Genomic DNA, 21322 nt, shown 5'->3' with positions numbered 1-21322 from the left:
ACACACCTCCCCAAAGTAAAATCCGGGCAACACTAGAACGGAGGGTATTTAACCCCACAAACAATTGGAATAGAAGGCTTATCACCGATTAACGCAAGGTCAACTCAGTAAGCTCATATACGGTTTGGAAATTCATTTAAAACAACATACCGGAGAGCATGCACGCTCTCCGGAGTATATTGGTCTCGCCCAATTAAGCTTTTTTGGGCCGTTTTTATGCCGTCAGCCCCTCGGGCTCTGGCAAACCATTCGAGCGGCACGCAGCGGTGAGCGTATTCGCGAGGAGGCAGGCAATGGTCATGGGACCGACACCGCCTGGAACCGGGGTAATTGCGCCAGCGCGTTCGGCAGCAGAGGCATAGTCAACATCCCCAACCAGCTTGTTCTTGCCGTCGCGTTCGATACGGTTGATACCCACGTCGATCACCGTGGCGCCTTCCTTGATCCAGTCTCCCGGCACCATCTCGGGGCGGCCAACGGCGGCAACCACGATATCAGCTCGGCGAACCACATCAGGCAGATCCTTGGTACGGCTATGTGCAATGGTGACGGTGCAGCTGTCACCCAGCAGCAACTGGGCCATCGGTTTGCCGACGATGTTCGATCGACCGATCACAACCGCATCCATGCCCGACAACGACCCATGATGGTCGCGCAACATCATCAGGCAGCCCAACGGCGTACAGGGCACCATCGATTTCTGACCGGTTCCCAGCAGGCCAACATTTGAGATGTGGAACCCGTCCACATCCTTTGCCGGATCGATCGAGTTGATCACCAGATCTTCGTTCAGATGCTTGGGCAGCGGCAGTTGCACCAGTATGCCGTGCACTGCGGGGTCGTTGTTCAGCTTGTCGATCAACGCCAGCAGGTCCTCTTCGGAGGTGTCCACATCCAGCTTATGCTCGTACGAGTTCATGCCGACCTCTACGGTCATTTTGCCCTTTGAGCGGACGTAGACCTGGCTGGCTGGGTCTTCGCCCACCAGAACCACCGCCAGACCAGGGGTAATGCCGTTTTCTTCTTTCAGCTTTGCAACCTGGTCGGCTACCTGTGCGCGCACTTTGGCGGCAAAGGCCTTTCCGTCGATAACCTGCGCTACCATCTTTTGATCCCTTCTTTCAAAAGCCAAACGGGCGCAAAGCGCGCCCGGTCTTTATTCTGGGCCGAGCACACGTTCTTCACGCGCGATCGACCAGTCAATCAGAATACGCCACAGCCTTTCGGCCAGTTCCGGGTCCATTCCCGCTTCGTGTGAACCGGCGCGTACCTTTTGCACCACCTCTTCAACCCTGCCGGGGATGCGGGCGGGAAGACCCTCGCCCGGTTTCAGCTCGGATGCGCGATCGATATAGCCTACGCGCGTCACCAGCATCTCGACCAGTTGGCGATCCAACTTGTCGATCTGAACCCGCAATTCCTGCATCGAATTGCAGTCTTGTGGAGGTGTCAGAGTGGGCATGTTCGTCTCCTCATGGCCCGGGGGATTCCCCGGACCACGAGATGTCTTATTCGGCGGCCTAGAACAAGCCCTCGATCTCACCTGCGTCGTTAAGACAGATCGCCTCGGCAGCCGGTTTGCGCGGCAGACCAGGCATGGTCATGATCTCACCGCATACAACCACGATGAAACCGGCACCTGCAGACAGGCGAACCTCACGCACAGGGACCGAATGGCCGGTGGGCGCGCCGCGCAGGGTCGGATCGGTCGAGAACGAATACTGGGTTTTTGCCATACAGACCGGCAGGTTGCCATAACCCGCTTCTTCCCACTCGCGCAGCTGCTTGCGGATCTTGCCGTCAGCCAGCACCTCGTCAGCACGGTAGATACGCTTGGCGATGGTTTCGACTTTCTCGAACAGCGGCATGCTGTCGGGGTAGATCGGCGCAAAGTTTGCAGAGCCACCTTCGACGATTTCAACAACCTTCTCAGCCAGCGGAGCCGAGCCTTCCGAGCCCAGTTCCCAGTGACGCGACAGAACCGCCTCGACACCGTGACCCGCACAATAGTCGCTGACCGCCTGCACTTCGGCATCGGTATCGGTGACAAAGTGGTTGATAGCGACAACAACCGGCACGCCAAAGGATTTGACGTTCTCAATGTGACGGCCCAGGTTGGCACAGCCGGATTTCACGGCGTCGACGTTCTCGGCACCCAGATCAGCCTTAGCTACACCGCCATTCATTTTCATTGCACGGATGGTGGCCACCAGCACAACCGCCGACGGGGCGATGCCAGCCTTGCGACACTTGATGTTCATGAATTTCTCGGCACCCAGATCGGCACCGAAACCAGCTTCGGTCACGACATAATCGGCCACTTTCAGAGCTGTCTTGGTCGCGATGACAGAGTTACAGCCGTGCGCGATGTTCGCGAAGGGACCGCCGTGGACAAAGGCCGGGTTGTTTTCCAGCGTCTGCACCAGGTTCGGCTGCATCGCGTCCTTCAGCAGAACAGTCATTGCACCTTCGGCCTTGATGTCGCGGCAGTAGACTGCGGTCTTGTCACGGCGATAGGCCACGATGATATCACCCAGGCGCTTTTCCAGGTCTTTCAGGTCGTTGGCCAAGCACAGGATCGCCATAACCTCGGACGCGACGGTAATGTCAAAGCCGGTTTCGCGCGGGAAGCCATTCGATACACCGCCCAAAGACGCCGTAATCTGACGCAGGGCCCGGTCGTTCATGTCGACCACGCGGCGCCATGCAACGCGACGAGTGTCGATCTCACATTCATTGCCCCAGTAGATGTGGTTATCGATCATTGCCGACAGCAGTGAGTGTGCCGAAGTGATTGCATGAAAGTCACCGGTGAAGTGTAGGTTCATTTCTTCCATCGGAACTACCTGCGCGTAACCGCCACCCGCAGCGCCGCCCTTCATACCGAAGTTCGGGCCAAGCGAGGCCTCACGGATACAGATCATCGCGTTCTTGCCGATGCGGTTCAGGCCGTCACCCAGACCAACGGTGGTGGTGGTCTTACCCTCGCCCGCAGGGGTCGGGTTGATCGCGGTTACAAGGACCAGCTTGCCGTCTTCACGATCCTGAACCGAGTTGATGAAATCTTGACTGACTTTGGCTTTGTCGTGACCATAGGGCAGCAGATCATCGCTGGAGATGCCAATCTTCGCGCCAATCTCCTGGATCGGCTTCTTGTTCGCCTCGCGGGCAATCTCAATATCGGATTTGTAGCTCATTGGGTTGGGTCCCTAACTGAATTCTGTGCATGGCCGACACGCGGGAGTCGGCGCTGTGCATTCCATACGATTATGCGCCGTCTTAGTGAACTTAGTTTCCGACATAATCAAGTCGTGAAACGGCTTTGAACCGTTTCTGGTGTCTTCTGAGGCAGTCTCAGAAACTCAGGGTTCCCACTGACGCTGATCCGGTACAAACAATGCCATGTGGTCACCTCGGCTCAACCTGCCCGGCCGTTCGACCCAAGCCGTCACACCCCTGCGGTCCTGCGCAGCGGCTTTGAATGCGGCGCCGTAACCGGGGAAAACCGCTTCTATTTCACGCCCGGGCAAAACGCAGGGGCGGTTTTCCATATCGACCGTAAGTGTCAGACCGGCAGCGGTCTGCAAGCGAGAGCATGGCGGAATATGGGTAAAGTCGGGGATGCCCCTCAGGACGATGCTTGCACCCAACAACGAAGGATCAAGCGCATCCAACCCCATATCACGCGCGATCAAATCCAGTTCATCAGAAGACAAAACCGACAATTGACGCACATTTCGTATCTCAGTGCCTTGAGGATAGAGGTTTCCGACCCGCCCGCAGGAGGCTCGATTAAGCCCCTCATGGCGCGCACCCCGATCGCCCTCGAAGCCAAGATCAAGCGCGTCAACCACCTGCGCTGTCAAAGAGCCACCAATCGCGACGTGCCCCAGCCAGACGACCTCGGCAACATAGTCGGTCTTGCGCAATACCGGCATATTATGTCCAACACCCTCAAGTTTCGCAGACAGTAGAGAACATGCAGATCACGATGAAAAGATAGAAAAGACCCGGGCAATGCCCGGGTCGGTCTGGTTAGGTTGAGGGTTCAGGTTCCATGTCACCTTCGGGCGGTGATTTCTTAGCCTTGGTTTTGGGGATCGCCGTGACGCTTGGGGCGTTGCCTTCATCTGGCTTATCACCTTCGTCATCGCTTTCACTGGGCGGTTCGCCATTCATGACCCGTTTGATCTCGTCCCCGGTCAGCGTCTCGTATTCAAGCAACCCTTGCGCCAGTCGTTCCCAGTTTTCGTTTTTCTCAGTCAGGATTTCGTGCGCACGTTCATACCCCTGCTGGATCAGGCGTTTAACCTCTTCCTCAATCAGCTCTTTTGTGTGGGCTGAAACCGAGAAACCAGCGGTGTTGCCAGAGTACCCATCATGCGCTTCGGCATAGTCAATGTTGCCAACCTTGTCTGACATGCCCCAGCGCATCACCATGGCGCGGGCCAACTGGCTGGCCTGCATGATGTCACCCGCAGGGCCGTTCGACACGTGGTCTTCACCGTACTTGATGACCTCTGCGGCTTTGCCCGCCATGGTCATGGCCAGCTTCTGTTCGCACTCATCGCGGTGATAGTTCAGGCGATCCATTTCAGGCAGCGAAACCACCATCCCCAGCGCACCACCGCGTGGAATGATTGTCGCCTTGTAGACCGGATCACATAGCGGCAGGGACAGGCCGACGACAGCATGGCCAGCCTCATGATAGGCGGTTTTTTCTTTCTGATCCTGGGTCAGCACCATCGAACGGCGCTCGGCCCCCATCATCACCTTGTCCTTGGCGTTCTCAAAGTCTTCCATTGTGACAAAGCGGCGACCGACACGGGCGGCCATCAACGCAGCCTCGTTTACAAGGTTGGCCAGATCGGCACCCGAAAAGCCCGGAGTACCACGCGCAATGATGCGCAGATCAACATCAGGGCCCAGAGGCGTCTTGCGCGCATGCACGCCCAAGATCTTCTCGCGCCCTTTGATGTCGGGGTTGCCAACGGTCACGTTGCGGTCAAATCGGCCCGGACGCAGCAATGCAGGGTCCAGCACGTCCTTACGGTTGGTGGCCGCCAGGATGATGACGCCTTCATTGGCCTCGAAGCCGTCCATCTCAACCAGCAACTGGTTGAGCGTCTGTTCGCGTTCGTCGTTGCCGCCACCATAACCGGCACCGCGGTGGCGACCAACAGCATCAATTTCGTCGATGAAGACGATACAGGGAGCATTCTTTTTCGCCTGTTCGAACATGTCGCGTACACGCGAAGCACCGACACCCACGAACATCTCAACGAAGTCCGAACCTGAAATGGTGAAGAACGGCACACCCGCCTCACCCGCAATTGCGCGGGCCAGCAGGGTTTTACCGGTTCCCGGAGGTCCCACCAGCAACGCACCCTTGGGGATTTTGCCACCAAGGCGCGAGAACTTCTGCGGGTTACGCAGAAATTCAACAATCTCTTCCAGCTCTTCCTTGGCCTCATCAATGCCTGCGACGTCATCAAAGGTCACTCGGCCATGCTTTTCAGTCAGCATTTTGGCCTTGGACTTACCAAAGCCCATCGCGCCGCCTTTGCCACCGCCCTGCATCCGGTTCATGAAATAGACCCAGACCCCGATCAGCAGCAGGAAGGGCAGCAGCGTGATCAGGAACGACTGAAACCCGGACTGCTGTTGTTTCACAGCCTCAACAGGGATGTTTTTGTCGATTAGCAGCTTGGTAACCTCGGCGTCGGTGGGTTTGATCGTAGTGTAACTGGCGCCGTTCTGAGTTGTGTAGCGAATCTGCTCACCGTCCAGCGTGACTTTGTTGACCTCACCACTTTCGACGGCGGACACAAAATCAGAATAGGTTTTTTCATTGCCCTGAAGCGACCCGCTGGGTCCGCTGAACAGGTTGAAAAGTGCAAGGATCAGTAAAAATAGAACGACCCAGAAGGCGATGTTACGAGCGTTGCCCAAGGAAAATCTCCTGAAAGGTTTCGGCAGGTGGGGACTTGCCGGAGTTGTTCCTTAAAATAGAGAGGATTGCGGCAGGTTCAATGCGATAAAATCACAGCCGCAAAGTCGGACCGTTCCAAGAGCATCTCAGCACGCCATTGGTTGGCAAAACCGGCGACAGGAGCGGCCACTACCAAGTCTCCTGTCCACACTGCAGGTGTCGACAACAACGCAGCGCGGGGTTTGCCAGCAGATCGCCAGTTTTCAAGCTGCAAAATGCCATCTTCACCCAGCGCCCGGATTTCTGCGTCTTCAGTTTTCGGCCCGGTGACAATCCAGCGCCGATCCCAGGGCATGCCGGGTTGTGCGATCTCATCGCTGACAGCGTTTAGCTCTCTGCAAATCCGGGTGTTTTTGCCATCAGGTATGAAAATGCACCCGCCCAGCGTGGCTGTCTGAGCTGATGACAACGCGTCCAGAACCTGATCCACCGCTTTGTGTCTTGGCGGATACTCTCCACCTGCGATCCATGAAACAGAGGCCACCACAAGACGGCGGCGAATTTCTTCAGGCAGCGTTCCAAACCCTTCGCGGTCGACGCATAGGTCCCCATCTATTGCCTTCAAATGTCGGAGAGCGGATTCCTGCGTGAATTGTGCTAATGCTTCACGTGCTTGTCCCATATTCTCAGCGACCCGCGCCAAAGTCTGTGGCGTGATACCAATCTGATCCAATCCGGAAAGCGCCTGACGCGCTTTGATCCGGTCAAATCGCTGATCCTGATTCGAGGGGTCATCGATCCAGGAAACACTTTGTGCAGTCAGATAATCCCGCAGACGGGACCGAGTTACAGCCAGCAATGGGCGCAGTAATGTGATCCCGCCCTCTGCACGTATTCCCGACATGGCCGAAAGCCCGGATACACCGGCTGCGCGGCCCAACCGCATCAAAACGGTTTCGGCCTGGTCATCGGCCGTATGACCCAGCGCAATGGCCTGCAGTGCATTCGTTTCCGCCCATTCTGCCAGCAACCGGTATCGCGCGCGCCGCGCTTGATCCTGCAGGTTGCCCTTTCGGTCCCACCCTTGCCATTTCAGTGTTTCGTGGGGGATACCCCAGTGCTGTGCCAACGCCGCAACGGTCAAAGCTTCTGAGGCTGATTCAGATCGAAGGCCGTGATCGACGGTCGCCGCAAACAGTTCAATCTGCTCTTGCTGCGCGATATCAGCCAGCAAACGCATCAGGGCCGTCGAATCACTGCCCCCCGAAACCGCCACGCCCAGCCGATTCGGCAGCGGGTCGGGCAAACGCGCCCGAAGTTCAGCCCGAAGCGTATCGGCGTCAGAGGTCAAGAACAGCCCAGCGTTGCCATTTCCTGTGTAGCGGAAGCCGCTGGCGCTGAGGTCGGGAACCGCACGCCAACCTCGCCGAGTGTTATACAGGCCTGATCGGTTTGCCCCAATTGTCCAAGCGCCGCACCCAGCTCAAACAACGCTTCAGGGGCCAGTGGCCCTTCGGAATCACCTGTGAAACTGGCCAAAAAGGCACGCGCCGCTTCCCGCGTATCGCCCACCCCTTTCAGCGCCTGCCCACGCCGTAGATTGGCTTGTGATGCCAGGGGACTGCCGGGATAGGATTGATCGAACTGCGCAAACAAGTTGGCTGCAGTTTCGAAATCTCCATCGGCCAATGCCTGTGATGCAGTATCGAAATCTTCCTGTTCGCCCACCGCAAGCTCACCCAGATCCGTGACCGAGGGTTGTGTCGGCGTGGGCGACGGCGCTGCGGCTACATCTGTCTGCGTCTCCCCACCCAGAGTCGATGTTTCGCCCAGCGTGCTCAGGTCACCGCCCTCAAGCTCAACCAGACGAAACTCCAGATCGCCGATCCGGTTGGTGCCATCGGTGACGATATTCTGCACCCGCTGATTCAACTGTTCAGTCTGACGCGTCAGGCGTTGCAATTCGGCTTCGATGGCGTCGACACGTTCCAGCACAGAACTGCCCGACAGGTTCGGCGCGGGCGAGCCGGTGGTCGAAAACTCGCGCTTGAGGCGCTGGATTTCCACATGCAGCACCGTCAGCTCCTGACGGATATCCGCCAGCGTCTGCTGATCCTGCGCCTGAGCCACACCGGCGACAGCCACAACCGCCGCCAGAACCAAACCTGCTAATCGCATCATCTTACCCCAAGGTTGAACCGGTCAGCACCGTCACCGCGCGGCGGTTTTTGGAATAGCATTCCTCGGTGCTACAAATTTCGATCGGGCGTTCCTTGCCATAGCTGACAGTGGTTAGTCGGTTGCCCGCAACCCCCCGCGAAATCAGGTATTCCCGCGCCGCGTTTGCCCGGCGGGCCCCAAGGGCAAGGTTGTATTCGCGTGTGCCCTGCTCATCCGCGTGGCCTTCGATCTTGGCAACAAAATCCGGGTTGGCCAGCAGCCAATCCGCTTGTCCCTGCAAGATCGTCTGAGCCTGTGGTGACAATGTAGATTGATCGACCAAGAACAGAACCCGGTCGCCGACTGTCTGCTGGAAATAGGCCGGTGATCGCGGATCACTGGGCGAGCCCGGGACCAGCGTGCCGCTGCCACCAGCGCCTCCGCCCAGTGCCGACGGATCGTTGTTGGAACAGGCGGCAATCAGGGTCAGCGCCCCAATAGCTGCGACTTTGCTCAAAAGGTTCATCTCAAGTGCCTCGTGCTTTGTTGTTTATTGCCGCGTTTCTATCACATTGCGGGTTTGTTGTGAACGTCGCCCGCTGGTTGGTCAGATCAATTCTGAAGTGGCCCCCAGGATGGGTCACTGCCGCCATCTGGCGTACGCACCGGGCGCAGGTTCCGGCCCGAAATATCCACCGAATAGAGCGTCGATCTCCCGCTCGCCCCTTGGGTTTCGCGGGTGAACATGATGACGCGTCCGTTTGGCGACCAAGTGGGGCCTTCGTCCAGGAACGAAGCGGTCAGAAGGCGTTCCTCGCTCCCATCTGTGCGCATGACGCCGATATGGAACCGGCCTTTGTTTTGCTTTGTATACGCAATCAGATCGCCACGCGGCGACCAGACCGGTGTGCCATAGCGCCCCTGTCCGAAACTGATCCGTGTCGCCTCGCCCCCATTGGCGGGCATGATATACAGCTGCGGGGTGCCCGATCTGTCGCTTTCAAACACGATCCGGCTGCCATCCGGAGAATAACTTGGCGCGGTTTCAATCGCGGGCGTGTTGGTCAGCCGCACGCTTTGCCCGGATGCCAGATCCATCTTCCACAGATCGGTGTTTCCACCTTGGGTCAGAGAATACACGATCGAGCGGCCATCCGGCGAGAAGCGCGGTGAGAAGCTCATCGTGCCTTCTTGCGTTTTTAGCTCTTGCCGCTTCACGCGGCCGACATCCAGAACATAGATACGCGGCTGGCCGGTCTCGTAGCTGGTATAAAGCAACTGGTCACCGGTAGGCGAAAACCGAGGGGCCAACACAATCGCCGCGCTGTCGGTCAGGTATTGTACATTCGCACCATCATAATCCATGATCGCCAGTCGTTTGCGCCGCTGATCCTTGGGGCCGCTTTCCGACACGAACGCCACGCGACTATCAAAGTAGGCACCTTCACCCGTGATCCGGCTGTAAACCTGATCTGATACTTTGTGCGCCATGCGTCGCCAACCATCGGTCGTGCCTGCAAACTGCAAACCGTTCCCCAGTTCCTGCCCCGAGAATACATCCCAAACCCGGAACCGAACTGTCAGGCGCTTGCCCGACACATTGACCGCCCCGGTCACCAGAGCTTGTGCATTAATCGCTTTCCAGTCGGCGAACTGTACCGGCGCATCAAAACTGCTTACCCGGCTGATGAACGCATCCGACGAGATTTCGCGAAACAAACCCGTCCCTGTCAGGTCCGACACGATCACGCGCGAGATATCCTGCGCATACTGCGCTGCCTCCGGATTGTCCGGCACAAAACTCGGCACCGCAAACGGCATTGGTTCGATGATGCCTTCATCTATCTCAAGCCGCAGCGGACCGCTTTGGGCGTAGACTGGGGCTGACAGAAAGGTAAGGCCAACTAAGAGGCTGGTCAGAAGTTTCATCATTTGATCCGCATCCTCTCGGGATTGAATGTAATCTCAATATCCTGCCATTGATCGTATTTGTCAGCTGGCAGGTCATATCCTTTTGCGCCACAGCGTAAAACTGCGCGTCTGGCGGTCTCGTAGGCCTGTTTTGCCGAGGCGGCTGAGCCTCCTGTGCTGTCCAACAGCTGCAGACTGCCACCAACCACTTTGCCATCCCTGGTTAGCGAGAACCCAACGATAACAACAGTTTCCAGCGCATCCGTCGACAGCGAACCCACGTTCCAACAGCGCGATACAGCCACACGCATCGCATCCTTTTCTCCGCTCGTCAGCGGTGGACCAGAGGGCTCGGTCCCGTTCCCCAGCGCCTCAGCAAGCGCGTCGTTGATCGCCTGATCGTCCTGCGCGGGCTCTGTCGGGGCAGGTTCGGGTGTTTCGGCAACCTCGGGCTCGGGCGGCGGTGTCGGGCGGTTCGGCCGCACGCGCGGGCGTGGAGAGGTTCGGGGTGCCGGATCAACGACCTCTTCCGCCTCGGTCACGATTTCGGGCGCGGCTTCCTCAGGTGCTGTCTGATCCTGCTGTTCCTGCTGGGTTTCCGCCCCCTCATCAAGTGAGACCGGAGGTGTTTCGATATCATCCGGCTTAGCCTCGGGAGGTGGCGGCGCGATCTGTTCGGGCGCGATCTTATCCGCAGGGCTCGGTTCTGCCTCCGGGCCCGGAGGCACGGGGAGCGCCGCTATCTCTGGCTCGGGCTCTTCAAGCGTTGGGGGTTGTTCAATCAATTCAGGCTCGGGCTGTATTTCCACGGTCTCGGGTTCCTGCTCGGGCTCAGGTTCGGGTTCCGGTTGGGCAACAGGCTCAGGCTCGGGTGTTTCTTCTGGTGCAGGGTCTGGCGCTTCAACTTCGTCCGGCTCGGCGGGCTGTTGCAATTCAGCCGGGTCAGTCGGCACCTCGGGCGCCTCACTCTGGGCGGTCATTGCCGCAAACTGCTCAGCCGAAATCACCGTGACATCCTGCACAGCCATCGGCAATGGCTCGGACCGGAAGGTGCCACCAAACAATGCCCAGCCGATCAGGCTGACATGCGCAATTGCCGAAATCTTGGTGCCGGTATCCACCGCGCAGCCTCACTCTCACCCGTCGTCCAACGTCGGCCCGCCGGTGTCGGTCACAAGGCCCACATTGGAAAAACCACCCGCATTCAAAGCGCCCATGACCTGCATTACCTGCGCATAGGGAATGGCCCCATCAGCGCGCAAAAATACCCGGTCGCTGCTGCGCTCAGCCGCAATCGCACGCAGCTTGCCGATAAGCTCGTCGCGCTGCACATCGGTTGTCTGGATTTGTACCCGGCCATCTTCGGTCAGCGTTACGGTCAAAGGTTCTTCGCTGTCACCGGGCAATGCGCTGGCGGCCGTCTTTGGCAGGTCAACGGGCACGCCAACGGTCAGCAACGGGGCGGCCACCATGAATATGATCAGCAACACCAGCATGACATCAACAAAGGGCGTTACGTTGATCTCAGCCATCGGCTGCGCACGCCCACGCCGCCGTCCACGCCTGCGTCCGTTCCCGCCCGAGCTCTGCTGAACCGCCGCACCCATCCTCAGCTATCCAACTGCCGCGACAAGATCGTGGCAAATTCATCGGCAAAGGCCTCATACCCGCCAACGATCCGGTCGCTGTCAGCGCTGAGCTTGTTATAGAAAATTACCGCCGGGATCGCGGCCAGCAGGCCCAGACCAGTAGCCAACAGCGCCTCTGCAATACCCGGGGCCACAACGGCAAGGTTGGTGTTTTGCTGCTCGGCAATCTCGATGAAGGCGTTCATGATGCCCCAGACCGTCCCGAACAGGCCGATGAAGGGCGCTGTTGAGCCAACCGTGGCCAGAATGGGCAACCCTTTTTGCAGCCCCTCAGCCTCTTTCGCGATTGCCACATCCATCGATCGATCGATCCGCGAGGTCGCCCCCGCGATCAGCCCGCCATCATTACGGTGCGAGCGTCGCCATTCGATCATGCCCGCCGCAAATATCTTTCCCGAACTGCCATCCGGTTGGGTGCCAATCTGTTCGAACAATTCATCCAAAGGATTGCCCGACCAGAAGCTTTCATCGAACACCTGCGCTTCGCCGCGCGCCGCCCGATAGTTGATCAACTTCTGAATAATGATCGCCCACGACCAGATCGATGCGGCGATCAGCATCAGCATCACCAGTTTGACGATAAATGTCGCGCGGGCAAACAGCCCCCACATGGAGAAATCGATCTCCTGCGCCAGCGCCAGCGTTTCAGCTTCCATGAACCTGCTCTTTGTTTTGCCTGATGACCATTTGGCCTTATTTTCTAAACGCTAACGCAGATGGATGTGAAAAGCCAACAGAACCACCCCAGAGGGTAAAAATGTTACATCAATGCGCGAATCTCTGCCGGAAGACGCACGGGCCTGCCCTGTTTATTCATGCAGACAGCGGTCACCTCTGCCCGAAAAACCTCTGCCTCTCCACGTTTGACCAGCTGAGACATGGTCAGTCGTGCGCCCGAGATTGAGGTCATTTCGGTTTCCACCACCAGCTCATCCTCAAACCTTGCAGCGGCGAGATAATCTGCCTCAATCCGCCGCACCACCCAGACGATGCCTGCTTCTCTCATTACGTTCTGATCATTGCCTAGTTTGCGCACCCAGTCAGACCGCGCGCGTTCAATGAACTTCAAGTAATTCGCATGATAGACGACACCCCCCATGTCAGTGTCCTCATAATAAACACGAACCGGAAAGAGGTGTTTCATTGCGGCAGCTCCAACCTGGCAAACAGACGGAGCGCATGGGATGCATCCTGTGCGGCACCCGGCAGAACCGGATCATATGCGGCCCGGATCAAGGCGGCGATATCGGGCCGCAGGACCGTCGTCTCACCTGCGATGGCCAACGGCGAGGCGTTGCGAAAGGCGGCATCGGACCACAGCAGGATGGTTTGCGCCACCTGACTGAGCACCAAAGTTTCCGCCGGTAATTCGGACATCTCCTTGTCCATACGCAGAAACACGAAAGCCGCACGTATGGCACCATCTTCCTCAAACCGGAAAATGCGGTACTGGTTGGCGTCAACAGCAACCAGCCGCTCAACCAACGGCGCCAGCTCCGGGATCAGGCGATCCAGATCGGGAACCTCCAAAAGCTCCTGCCAGTCGCGAAAGAAGAAGACCATGCAATTGACACCCAGTTCCGGGTCGGTCTCGGCCATTTTGTGACCGGCCAGCGCGACAACCGCCTCAAACGCACCATTGACCGTAGCCAGCGTCTCGTCCTCGACCCCGAACACGATCGGTACAATCGGTCGCCCCCAGCGCGCAAACAGGAATTCTCCGCTTTCACGGGTGAACAGCGCCTCGATCTCGTCCGGTGTCACGTCCCGCCCCTTCTTCTCGTTCTAAATACGGCCGCCGGAGGCATAAAATCCAAAGCGTGAAACTTCAACCAAACAGATCGTTCTGGCCCTTGGGGGCGGCCATCCCCAGATGCGTCCACGCTTTCTGCGCCAACATCCGTCCACGCGGCGTGCGCTGGATCAGACCTTGCTGCAACAGGTAGGGTTCGATCACTTCTTCTAGCGAATCTCGACTCTCGGACAAAGCCGCCGAAAGCGTCTCAATGCCTACCGGACCACCGGCGTAGTTCTCGGCGATCAGCTTCAGATACCGACGGTCGGCCCCGTCCAGGCCCAGCTTGTCCACGCCCAAACGGGTCAACGCGCCATCCGCCAATTCCCGGGTGATCCGCCCATCACCTTCGACAACGGCAAAATCCACCACCCGCCGCAGCAGCCGCCCTGCGATTCGCGGCGTGCCGCGAGACCGCCGCGCGATCTCACGGGCGCCCTCATCCTCAGCAGGAGCGCCCAGCTTACGGGCATTACGGGTGACAATCTCGTGCAATTCTTCGACAGTATAGAACTGCAGCCGCGTCGGAATGCCAAACCGGTCGCGCAACGGGGTCGTCAACAACCCCATCCGCGTGGTGGCCCCGACCAGCGTAAACGGCTGCAGTTCGATCCGCACCGTCCGCGCCGCCGGGCCTTCACCGATCACCAGGTCCAGCTCAAAATCCTCCATCGCAGGATAAAGAACCTCTTCAACCGCCGGGTTCAGCCGGTGAATCTCATCAATAAACAGCACATCCCGCGCCTCAAGGTTGGTCAGAATCGCAGCCAGATCCCCCGCCTTTGCCAGCACCGGCCCCGAGGTCATGCGGAAATTTACTCCCAATTCACGCGCTATGATTTGGGCCAGAGTGGTCTTTCCCAGCCCCGGAGGTCCATGAAACAAGGTATGATCCATTGCCTCGCCCCTCTGACGCGCCGATTGGATAAAGATACGCAGATTGGCACGCGCCTCGGCCTGTCCGATGAACTCATCCAGACCCTGCGGGCGCAAGGCGCGGTCATTGTCTTCCGGCATCGGTTCGGGTCGCAGGGCGGGGTCGGCATCTACCATTCAGTTACCCTTTCGCTCAACTTTTTGGGGCCAGCAGTTTCAACGCGGCGCGGATCAGATCGGCCTCTCCGGCATCCGGTAGGGTCGCTGCCGCCTCGGCCACCGCCGACGCCGCATCCGACGGCCCATAGCCCAGATTACCCAGCGCCGACAACGCCCCCGCCGAGGCGGCGGCGGAACCAGATGCAGGTATTGCCGCTCGTTTCGAGGCAACAGCGGGCTCGGCAGCTTCGACTAGCTCAAGCGCCGGGCCGTCCACGGCTTCGGTAACGGTGCCCCCCATGGCCATCACTCCGGGGGCTTTGTCTTTCAGATCAAGCACAATCCTTTGTGCGGTCTTTGGTCCCACACCTTTTGCAGCCTTGACTGCACCCCAATCACCCAAGGCAATTGCTCGACTAACGCCATCCGGTCCCAGCGCGCTGAGAATTGCCAGAGAAACCTTTGCCCCGACGCCTTGCACAGAGCACAACAGCCGGTGCCATTCTTTTTCCACCAGCGACAGGAACCCGTATAATTGCATCAGGTCTTCGCGGACGACCATGTCAGTGAAGATCGACACCGCCTCACCTACGCCAGGCAATGCTGCCATGGTCCTGTCCGAGCAATAGACGATATACCCCACCCCGCGCACGTCGATCAGCACGTGATCCGCCGCGCGGTAATCCAACCGCCCAGTGAGTTTGCCGATCATGCGCGCACCTCTTTCAACCGTGCCTGCGGTGATGTCCCATAGTAGGAATGACAAATTGCGATTGCCAAAGCATCCGCAGCGTCCGCACCCTTAGGGGAACAACCGGGCAGTTGTAGCTTGACCATATGCAGAACCTGCTCCTTCTCGGCGTGGCCTACACCAACCACAGTTTTCTTGACACGGTTCGGAGCGTATTCTCCGACCGGCAAACCCGCCTGTGCAAGTGTCAACAGCGCGACGCCGCGCGCCTGCCCCAGCTTTAACGTGCCCGCCCCATCCTTGTTGACGAACGTCTGTTCAATAGCGGCCTGATCAGGCTGGTGCTCGGCAATGACCTCGACAATCTGGTTGTGTAGCGACAGCAGCCGCTCACCCAGATCGTCCCCGTCGGATTTGCATAATCCGTTGGCAACGTGGCTCAGACGGCTGCCATGCGATTCGATGACGCCCCATCCCAGGGTTCTAAGCCCCGGATCAATGCCCAGAATTCGCATGTTTTGTCTCGGCCTGCTCGGGTTTGTGTGCTCTTTTCTTACGAACTAGCACGAAGCGTGAACATTTACCAAGGAAATCAGCGCAAACATCAAAACCGACAATCATGTCGCACCTGTCCCATCGCGATCTAAATGCGACAACATCTGGTCTATTTTCGACGCCTTTCTGAAGAGAATTTAATCAATGATTTAAGGGGGTTTTAGCGATTTCGAGGCTTGCAAAAATTGCATAGGACACATGCAATTTCTACGCTTGTACGCAGCAAAACACATCACTAAATGCCGCTCAGATCGCAAGATCAAAGTTTAACACAAACCAGAAGGAAACAGGATATGGCTGCACTAGATACCACCCGCACCACCACTGGCTCATTCGGCCTCGTCGGCCGTATCGGCGCGACTTTCGCATCGGTCGTGAGCACCGTTGCCGAGTGGAATGACGCCCGCGTAACCCGCAACGTGCTGAACGATCTGACCGATCGCGAACTGGCTGATATCGGCTTGTGCCGTGGCGACATCCACCAAATCGTCCACGCTCACCGATAAGAATTTGGCGCAACGCCAAATACGCCCCGTCATTCCCTTCACGGGACGAACAAAAACACAAAAACACCGCGTGCCTCTAGGGACGCGGTGTTTTTGAGTCAGGAGGACGTTCAGGCCAAGCCTAGAACATGACTTTGTTCAACTGGGTCGACAGGAAAGAAGTCACAGGATCAGACTGCATGATCCAGGCACCAGCTTGTTCAACCGCTGTACCTTGGTTCAGACTTTCCACGCGCGTATCATATGCAGACGGTCCCAGATGGGACAGCAAGAACGCTTTGAATCCAAAGAATCCTACGAGACACAACAACAATACCTTGGCTGGAATAGCCGAACGCATACGCTGTGGCTTCATCACCACCAGACCATCCGATCGCATCGTCGCCCGATAACCACGGCTGAGTTTCTGGTGTTTTTTGCTCAAACGCGTGACGCGTTGATCAAATTCGAGTTGTTTTCCTGTCATGGCAGCCTCCAACAAACCGCCCCCGATTGCATCCAATGACGGTAAGAGTAGAATGCGACAAAAACGTGGCAGGAATCCACAATACTCCTGTAAATAGCCTAACTTTCGCCCTCTTTGCTTAAGATTAGCGTCGTCCACTCACCAATCTCATCTCTGCGCACCTGATTGAAGCCATTTTGGAGATAAATGGATAGCACATCATCGGCCTGCTCATTGAGGATTCCGGACAGGATTGCCTGTCCACCTGCACGCAGATTCGCTGATATTTCTGGTGAAAGAGCCACAAGTGGTCCTTTGAGGATATTGGCAAATATCAGATCATAAGGCGCATGTTCTTTCAGCTTCGGGTGATCGAAACCAGCAGCTTCAACGCAGGTAACCGCGCCAGCCATGCCATTGGCCTTCAGGTTAGCCTCGGCCACGTCAACGGCAACTTCATCGATATCGCTGGCAATGATGTCACCATCCCAGACCCGCGCTGCAGCCATCGCCAGCACAGCGGTACCACAGCCGATATCGGCGACCTTTGTAGCCGCAAAATCTTGGTCAAGGAGATAGTCCAATGCCTTAATGCAGCCCAAAGTCGTACCGTGATGACCTGTTCCAAACGCCATCGCGGCCTCGATCAATAACGGAATGTGCCCTTCGGGCACCTTATCCGCATCATGACTGCCATGAACAAAGAACCGGCCTGCCTCGACCGGGGCCAGTTCGCGTCGTACATGTGCGACCCAGTCGGTTTCGGGCAGTTCCGAAACCACGAATGGCTTGGCTTCAAACGCCGCCGCCAACACAGCCAAAGCTGTTTCATCCGGGGCTTCGGTGAAATAGCCCCCAACCTCCCAAAGACCCGAGCCGTCTTCGACCTCGAACACACCGACGCCCGTGGGTTCCGGGTTCAAACGCTCCATGGCCTCGCCCAATCCTTCGGCTGCGGATTTGCCGGTCAATGTCGTCAACGCGGTGAATGTGGGCATGGGGACTCCTGTCTCTGTTGCCCATGCGCGTAGGCGCGCGCGACGACAAGGTCAAGCGCTGGCAATTACTCGGCAGGTGCAGGGGTGTATTTGGACAAGATCGTTTCGTTCCCCGGTTCAGGATGCCTTGGGATTAACAGAGACAATCCCAAAGACACCATCGCCATCAAAGTGGCTAGGCCAAACACGGCGCCCGGTGAAACCACCCAAAGCAGCCCCAGTAGCGCGGGCAGAAACACAGCAGCAATATGATTGATGGTAAAGGCCACTGCCGCCGTTGGCGCGATATCCGCCGGATCCGCGATCTTCTGGAAGTAGGTCTTTAAGGCCAAAGCCAGCGCAAACAAAACATGATCAATCACATAGAGAATTGCTGCCAGCAATACACCCCAACTAAACCAATAGATGCCGCCATAAGCCGCAAAAACGATAGCAAGGCCCGTATATTCAAAGATCAGAGTTCGGCGTTCCCCGAAGACGGCCACTGCTTTGCCCAGCATCGGGGCGGCAGCCATGTTGATCATTAGATTGATCAGATAGAGGCTGGTGAGTTCATGTACTTCGAACCCGAATTTCTCGACCATCATGAAACCGGCGAACACAATGAATATCTGTCGCCGTGCGCCCGCCATGAATTGCAGGGCGTAGTATAACCAATAGCGTTTGCGCAGTACGATCTTCTTGGTCTGCGGTGTTGGTGAGTCAAACTGCGGAAAGGCGATTAGACTAAACAACGCAAGCAGCACAGTTACGCCACCCGCAGCCATAAACACGAAGTTATAAGACAGATCGAACCGATCCCAAGTCAGCACAATCAGCCCATAGACCACAGCCGTAGCGGCAGAGCCCATCGCCACCAACCAGCCCAGAATTTGAGGCGCGCGGTCCTTGGGTAGCCATTGCAACTGCAAAGACTGGTTTACTGTTTCGTAGTAGTGGAACCCGATTGAACTGATCAAAGTGACAAACAGCAAACCACCAAGGCTTGGAAACCATGCCGTCACCGCAGTCGCGGCGCCAAGCATCACCAGCGAGATCATGGCCAGAACCTGCTCGCGGATGAAGATAATCACCGCAATCACGCCGACGGCCAGAAACCCCGGTATCTCACGCACCGTATGCAGCAACCCGATATCCGCCCCATCGAAATTCGCGGCCTCGATCACGAAGTTGTTCAACAACGCGCTCCACGCGTTGAACGCGATCGGCATGGTCAGCGCCATCACGAACAAGAGCGTCATAGGACGGCGCCAGAGCGGAAGGCTCTGCGCCTCAGACAGGGGCATTGGTTTCAGCATGAGATTGCTCTACGCCTATTTGAGCCAATTGGCGAGTAGAAAGCAGCTAACGCACACTGACTATGCACAGATGCAGGGTTCAATAAAAGCTTTGCGGGTCGATATCGACGGTCAGGCGGATGTCGCCCTTTAGGCACAGCGGTGCTATCCAGCGCGCTATTGCGTCCTGAATGGGCGCGCCTTTTGGGGCTTTGACAAGCAGCCGCACCCGGTGCCGTCCGCGAATACGCGCAATCGGGGCCGGGGCCGGACCAAAGACCTGTGCCCCCACGTCGCGCAACGGCGCATCGTTACGCGCCATGGTATTTCCAATGTCAAATACAGGGCCCACCTCTGGTCCTGACAAAACGATCCCGGCCATACGCCCGTAAGGCGGGACTGCGGCAGCTTGGCGGCCGGCCGCCTCGGCCTTCCAGAATCCTTCTTCATCGCCGGACAGAATGGCTCGGATCACAGGATGTTCGGGCTGGAAGGTCTGCAACAGCGCTTGCCCCGGCTTGTCCGCACGCCCCGCGCGTCCGGCGACCTGACGCATCAGTTGGAATGTACGCTCTGCCGCTCGCAAATCAGCGCCATGCAAACTGAGGTCTGCGTCAATCACACCCACCAGCGTCAGCTTGGGAAAGTTATGTCCCTTGGCCACCAGTTGCGTACCTATGATGATATCCGCATCGCCTTGGGCAATCTCTTCGATCTTCGCCTTCAATGCCCGCGCCGAACCGAACAGGTCAGAACTCAGCATCGCGATTTTCGCTTCGGGAAAGGTCGCCTCGGCCTCTTCCGCCAAACGTTCGATCCCCGGCCCAACTGGGGCCAGCTTGCCCTCGACCTGACAGGATGGGCAGACCTCGGGCATCGGTTTGGTCTCACCGCATTGGTGGCACATCAGACGTTTCAGGAACCGGTGCTCAACCATCCGCGCGTCGCAGTGATCACACGCAATCTGTTCACCACAGGCCCGGCACAGCGTCACTGGCGCATAGCCGCGGCGATTGATAAACAGCAGCGACTGTTCTTTCTTCTCGATCCGTTGCTGCACGGCTTGCCGCAAAGACGGAGAGATCCACGTCCCCGGCTGCATCTGTTCGGCCCGCATGTCGATCGGTTTCATTTCGGGCAATACCGCATCACCAAAGCGCGAGGTCAGGTCAAGCCGTTCATACTTGCCGGCTTCGGCATTGGCCCAGCTTTCTAGCGAGGGTGTCGCACTGGCCAGAATCACCCGCGCGCCACAGATCGACGCCCGCAGAACCGCCATATCGCGCGCGCTGTAGTGAACACCATCTTCTTGTTTGTACGAGGTGTCGTGTTCTTCATCGACCACGACAAGCCCAAGATTACGGAATGGCAGGAACAGCGCAGATCGCGCGCCCACAATCAGGTGCGCATCCCCTTGCCCAACCATGCGCCAAACCCGACGGCGTTCGGTCATGGTCGCACCCGAGTGCCATTCGGCTGGGCGCGCGCCGAACCGCGCTTCAACCCGGGTCAGGAACTCAGCGGTCAGCGCGATTTCGGGCAGAAGTACCAGCGCCTGCCGCCCATTGCGTAGGGCCTCAGCCACTGCCTCCAGATACACTTCTGTCTTGCCCGAACCAGTCACTCCCTTCAGCAGTGTCGTGCCATAGTCACCCGTTCGCTGCCCGTCCTGCAACCGAGCGACCGCCAACGCCTGATCTTCGGTCAGAGCTTTGCCCGGCAAATCGGGATTCAGATGAGGATAGGGCAAATCGCGCGGGCTGTCCTCTTCCCGCACTGCGTTCTGCTTTACCAGCCCTTTGACAACAGAAGGCGTCACACCAGCCTGCTCAGCCAGTTCTTTCAGTGTAAAAGCCAAACCACCATAGTCGCGCAACACCTCCAACACGCGGGTCCGGGCATCGGTCATCCGATCTGGCTCCGCGCCGCCCATCCGGTAAATTTTGCGCATCGATGGTGGATCGCCCAACCCCGGCGCGCGGGTCGCCAGTCGCAGCATCGCGGGCATCGGCGTAAGCGTGTAATCAGCCACTTTTCCCAGAAACACGCGCATCTCTTCGCGCATCGGCGCGACCTCTAGCACGCGGATCACCGATCGCGCCTTGGCCAGATCAAAGCCACCCTGTCCCGGCCCCCAAACCACGCCCAGAACCTTGCGCGGCCCCAACGGCACCTCGACATACGCACCCAGAAAACACCCGCCTTCGGGCGCCTTGTAATCCAGCGTCCGGTCCAGCGGCTGTGTGGTCAACACCGCCACCAACTCACCCTGATCGAAATACTCCTGAGTGCTCACCGCATATCCTTGGGCCGGGGGGTTTCAGCATGTCTCTCTTTGAGGTAAAGCCATCCGCGACCAAGGCCAACC

22 protein-coding genes are annotated in these 21322 nt (G+C 57.9%); 1 reads left to right on the top strand and 21 read right to left on the bottom strand.

What is annotated here, in order from left to right; all coding sequences use genetic code 11:
- Positions 1-214: 214 nt before the first annotated feature.
- From folD to ruvC, 17 genes are all read right to left on the bottom strand, one after another.
- Complete coding sequence (gene folD, locus Q1B46_RS01060; protein ID WP_299943707.1) at positions 215-1105, bottom strand: bifunctional methylenetetrahydrofolate dehydrogenase/methenyltetrahydrofolate cyclohydrolase FolD; 891 nt, start codon at positions 1103-1105, stop codon at positions 215-217.
- Between the two features lie 51 nt (positions 1106-1156).
- Complete coding sequence (locus tag Q1B46_RS01055) at positions 1157-1462, bottom strand: chorismate mutase (protein ID WP_299943704.1); 306 nt, start codon at positions 1460-1462, stop codon at positions 1157-1159.
- Between the two features lie 58 nt (positions 1463-1520).
- Positions 1521-3197, bottom strand: a complete 1677-nt coding sequence (locus Q1B46_RS01050) for a formate--tetrahydrofolate ligase (protein ID WP_299943701.1) — start codon at positions 3195-3197, stop codon at positions 1521-1523.
- A 165-nt stretch (positions 3198-3362) separates the two neighbouring features.
- Positions 3363-3938, bottom strand: a complete 576-nt coding sequence (locus tag Q1B46_RS01045) for a sulfurase (protein ID WP_299943698.1) — start codon at positions 3936-3938, stop codon at positions 3363-3365.
- Between the two features lie 97 nt (positions 3939-4035).
- On the bottom strand, positions 4036-5952 hold the full coding sequence (gene ftsH / locus Q1B46_RS01040; protein ID WP_299943695.1) for an ATP-dependent zinc metalloprotease FtsH: 1917 nt from the start codon (positions 5950-5952) through the stop codon (positions 4036-4038).
- A 77-nt stretch (positions 5953-6029) separates the two neighbouring features.
- On the bottom strand, positions 6030-7283 hold the full coding sequence (gene tilS / locus Q1B46_RS01035; RefSeq protein WP_299943692.1) for a tRNA lysidine(34) synthetase TilS: 1254 nt from the start codon (positions 7281-7283) through the stop codon (positions 6030-6032).
- Entirely contained in the window at positions 7280-8110 is an 831-nt protein-coding gene (gene ybgF / locus Q1B46_RS01030; protein ID WP_299943689.1) for a tol-pal system protein YbgF, read from the bottom strand. Before ybgF ends, tilS begins: the two co-directional genes overlap by 4 nt.
- A gap of 4 nt (positions 8111-8114) precedes the next feature.
- Positions 8115-8618, bottom strand: coding sequence for a peptidoglycan-associated lipoprotein Pal (gene pal, locus Q1B46_RS01025; protein ID WP_299667447.1), 504 nt, complete (start codon positions 8616-8618; stop codon positions 8115-8117).
- Positions 8619-8704: 86 nt separating this feature from the next.
- The gene (gene tolB / locus Q1B46_RS01020; protein WP_299943686.1) at positions 8705-10024 is read right to left on the bottom strand and encodes a Tol-Pal system beta propeller repeat protein TolB; all 1320 of its coding nucleotides are present in this window, start codon (positions 10022-10024) and stop codon (positions 8705-8707) included.
- Complete coding sequence (locus Q1B46_RS01015; RefSeq protein ID WP_299943683.1) at positions 10021-11124, bottom strand: energy transducer TonB; 1104 nt, start codon at positions 11122-11124, stop codon at positions 10021-10023. Before Q1B46_RS01015 ends, tolB begins: the two co-directional genes overlap by 4 nt.
- A 15-nt stretch (positions 11125-11139) precedes the next feature.
- Entirely contained in the window at positions 11140-11610 is a 471-nt protein-coding gene (tolR, locus tag Q1B46_RS01010) for a protein TolR (RefSeq protein ID WP_299943681.1), read from the bottom strand.
- 2 nt (positions 11611-11612) lie between these two features.
- Positions 11613-12308, bottom strand: coding sequence for a protein TolQ (gene tolQ, locus Q1B46_RS01005; RefSeq protein WP_299943678.1), 696 nt, complete (start codon positions 12306-12308; stop codon positions 11613-11615).
- A gap of 104 nt (positions 12309-12412) precedes the next feature.
- Entirely contained in the window at positions 12413-12796 is a 384-nt protein-coding gene (gene ybgC / locus Q1B46_RS01000) for a tol-pal system-associated acyl-CoA thioesterase (protein ID WP_299943674.1), read from the bottom strand.
- Entirely contained in the window at positions 12793-13416 is a 624-nt protein-coding gene (locus Q1B46_RS00995) for a hypothetical protein (RefSeq protein WP_299943671.1), read from the bottom strand. Before Q1B46_RS00995 ends, ybgC begins: the two co-directional genes overlap by 4 nt.
- A 64-nt stretch (positions 13417-13480) precedes the next feature.
- Positions 13481-14500, bottom strand: coding sequence for a Holliday junction branch migration DNA helicase RuvB (gene ruvB / locus Q1B46_RS00990; protein ID WP_299943668.1), 1020 nt, complete (start codon positions 14498-14500; stop codon positions 13481-13483).
- Between the two features lie 16 nt (positions 14501-14516).
- Positions 14517-15194 carry a Holliday junction branch migration protein RuvA gene (gene ruvA / locus Q1B46_RS00985; protein WP_299943665.1) on the bottom strand — a complete coding sequence of 226 codons (678 nt, stop codon included), beginning with the start codon at positions 15192-15194 and terminating at the stop codon, positions 14517-14519.
- Entirely contained in the window at positions 15191-15688 is a 498-nt protein-coding gene (ruvC, locus tag Q1B46_RS00980; protein ID WP_299667418.1) for a crossover junction endodeoxyribonuclease RuvC, read from the bottom strand. The genes ruvA and ruvC overlap by 4 nt, the downstream gene beginning before the upstream one ends.
- A gap of 333 nt (positions 15689-16021) precedes the next feature.
- On the opposite strand from ruvC, the gene Q1B46_RS00975 reads away from it, so the two are divergent.
- Entirely contained in the window at positions 16022-16234 is a 213-nt protein-coding gene (locus Q1B46_RS00975) for a DUF1127 domain-containing protein (protein ID WP_299943662.1), read from the top strand.
- Between the two features lie 121 nt (positions 16235-16355).
- Here the strand turns inward: Q1B46_RS00975 and Q1B46_RS00970 are convergent, their stop codons facing one another.
- From Q1B46_RS00970 to Q1B46_RS00955, 4 genes are all read right to left on the bottom strand, one after another.
- Complete coding sequence (locus Q1B46_RS00970) at positions 16356-16700, bottom strand: hypothetical protein (protein WP_299667412.1); 345 nt, start codon at positions 16698-16700, stop codon at positions 16356-16358.
- A gap of 98 nt (positions 16701-16798) precedes the next feature.
- The gene (locus Q1B46_RS00965; RefSeq protein ID WP_299943658.1) at positions 16799-17677 is read right to left on the bottom strand and encodes a 50S ribosomal protein L11 methyltransferase; all 879 of its coding nucleotides are present in this window, start codon (positions 17675-17677) and stop codon (positions 16799-16801) included.
- A 65-nt stretch (positions 17678-17742) separates the two neighbouring features.
- Positions 17743-18975 (bottom strand): MFS transporter, encoded by a 1233-nt coding sequence (locus tag Q1B46_RS00960; protein ID WP_299667406.1) that lies wholly within the window; start codon positions 18973-18975, stop codon positions 17743-17745.
- A 79-nt stretch (positions 18976-19054) separates the two neighbouring features.
- Positions 19055-21250: a primosomal protein N' gene (locus Q1B46_RS00955; protein ID WP_299943654.1), complete on the bottom strand. Its 2196-nt coding sequence runs from the start codon at positions 21248-21250 to the stop codon at positions 19055-19057.
- Positions 21251-21322: the final 72 nt, after the last annotated feature.

This window comes from uncultured Ruegeria sp. (genome assembly GCF_947500045.1).
In the GTDB taxonomy this organism is placed as follows: Bacteria; Pseudomonadota; Alphaproteobacteria; order Rhodobacterales; family Rhodobacteraceae; genus Ruegeria.
The sequence above is the reverse complement of the archived record's forward strand: the minus strand, read 5'-3'. Positions and strand labels throughout refer to the sequence as shown.

Coding starts and splice junctions, on each gene's coding strand:
- Q1B46_RS00975 (WP_299943662.1), top strand. CDS start 16,022: ATGGCTGCACTAGATACCACCCGCACCACCACTGGCTCATTCGGCCTC.
- Q1B46_RS01050 (WP_299943701.1), bottom strand. CDS start 3,197: ATGAGCTACAAATCCGATATTGAGATTGCCCGCGAGGCGAACAAGAAG.
- ruvC (WP_299667418.1), bottom strand. CDS start 15,688: ATGCGAATTCTGGGCATTGATCCGGGGCTTAGAACCCTGGGATGGGGC.
- Q1B46_RS00970 (WP_299667412.1), bottom strand. CDS start 16,700: ATGACAGGAAAACAACTCGAATTTGATCAACGCGTCACGCGTTTGAGC.
- Q1B46_RS01055 (WP_299943704.1), bottom strand. CDS start 1,462: ATGCCCACTCTGACACCTCCACAAGACTGCAATTCGATGCAGGAATTG.
- ruvB (WP_299943668.1), bottom strand. CDS start 14,500: ATGGTAGATGCCGACCCCGCCCTGCGACCCGAACCGATGCCGGAAGAC.
- pal (WP_299667447.1), bottom strand. CDS start 8,618: ATGAACCTTTTGAGCAAAGTCGCAGCTATTGGGGCGCTGACCCTGATT.
- Q1B46_RS01045 (WP_299943698.1), bottom strand. CDS start 3,938: ATGCCGGTATTGCGCAAGACCGACTATGTTGCCGAGGTCGTCTGGCTG.
- tolB (WP_299943686.1), bottom strand. CDS start 10,024: ATGATGAAACTTCTGACCAGCCTCTTAGTTGGCCTTACCTTTCTGTCA.
- ruvA (WP_299943665.1), bottom strand. CDS start 15,194: ATGATCGGCAAACTCACTGGGCGGTTGGATTACCGCGCGGCGGATCAC.
- folD (WP_299943707.1), bottom strand. CDS start 1,105: ATGGTAGCGCAGGTTATCGACGGAAAGGCCTTTGCCGCCAAAGTGCGC.
- tolQ (WP_299943678.1), bottom strand. CDS start 12,308: ATGGAAGCTGAAACGCTGGCGCTGGCGCAGGAGATCGATTTCTCCATG.
- Q1B46_RS00960 (WP_299667406.1), bottom strand. CDS start 18,975: ATGCTGAAACCAATGCCCCTGTCTGAGGCGCAGAGCCTTCCGCTCTGG.
- tolR (WP_299943681.1), bottom strand. CDS start 11,610: ATGGGTGCGGCGGTTCAGCAGAGCTCGGGCGGGAACGGACGCAGGCGT.
- Q1B46_RS00965 (WP_299943658.1), bottom strand. CDS start 17,677: ATGCCCACATTCACCGCGTTGACGACATTGACCGGCAAATCCGCAGCC.
- ybgF (WP_299943689.1), bottom strand. CDS start 8,110: ATGCGATTAGCAGGTTTGGTTCTGGCGGCGGTTGTGGCTGTCGCCGGT.
- ybgC (WP_299943674.1), bottom strand. CDS start 12,796: ATGAAACACCTCTTTCCGGTTCGTGTTTATTATGAGGACACTGACATG.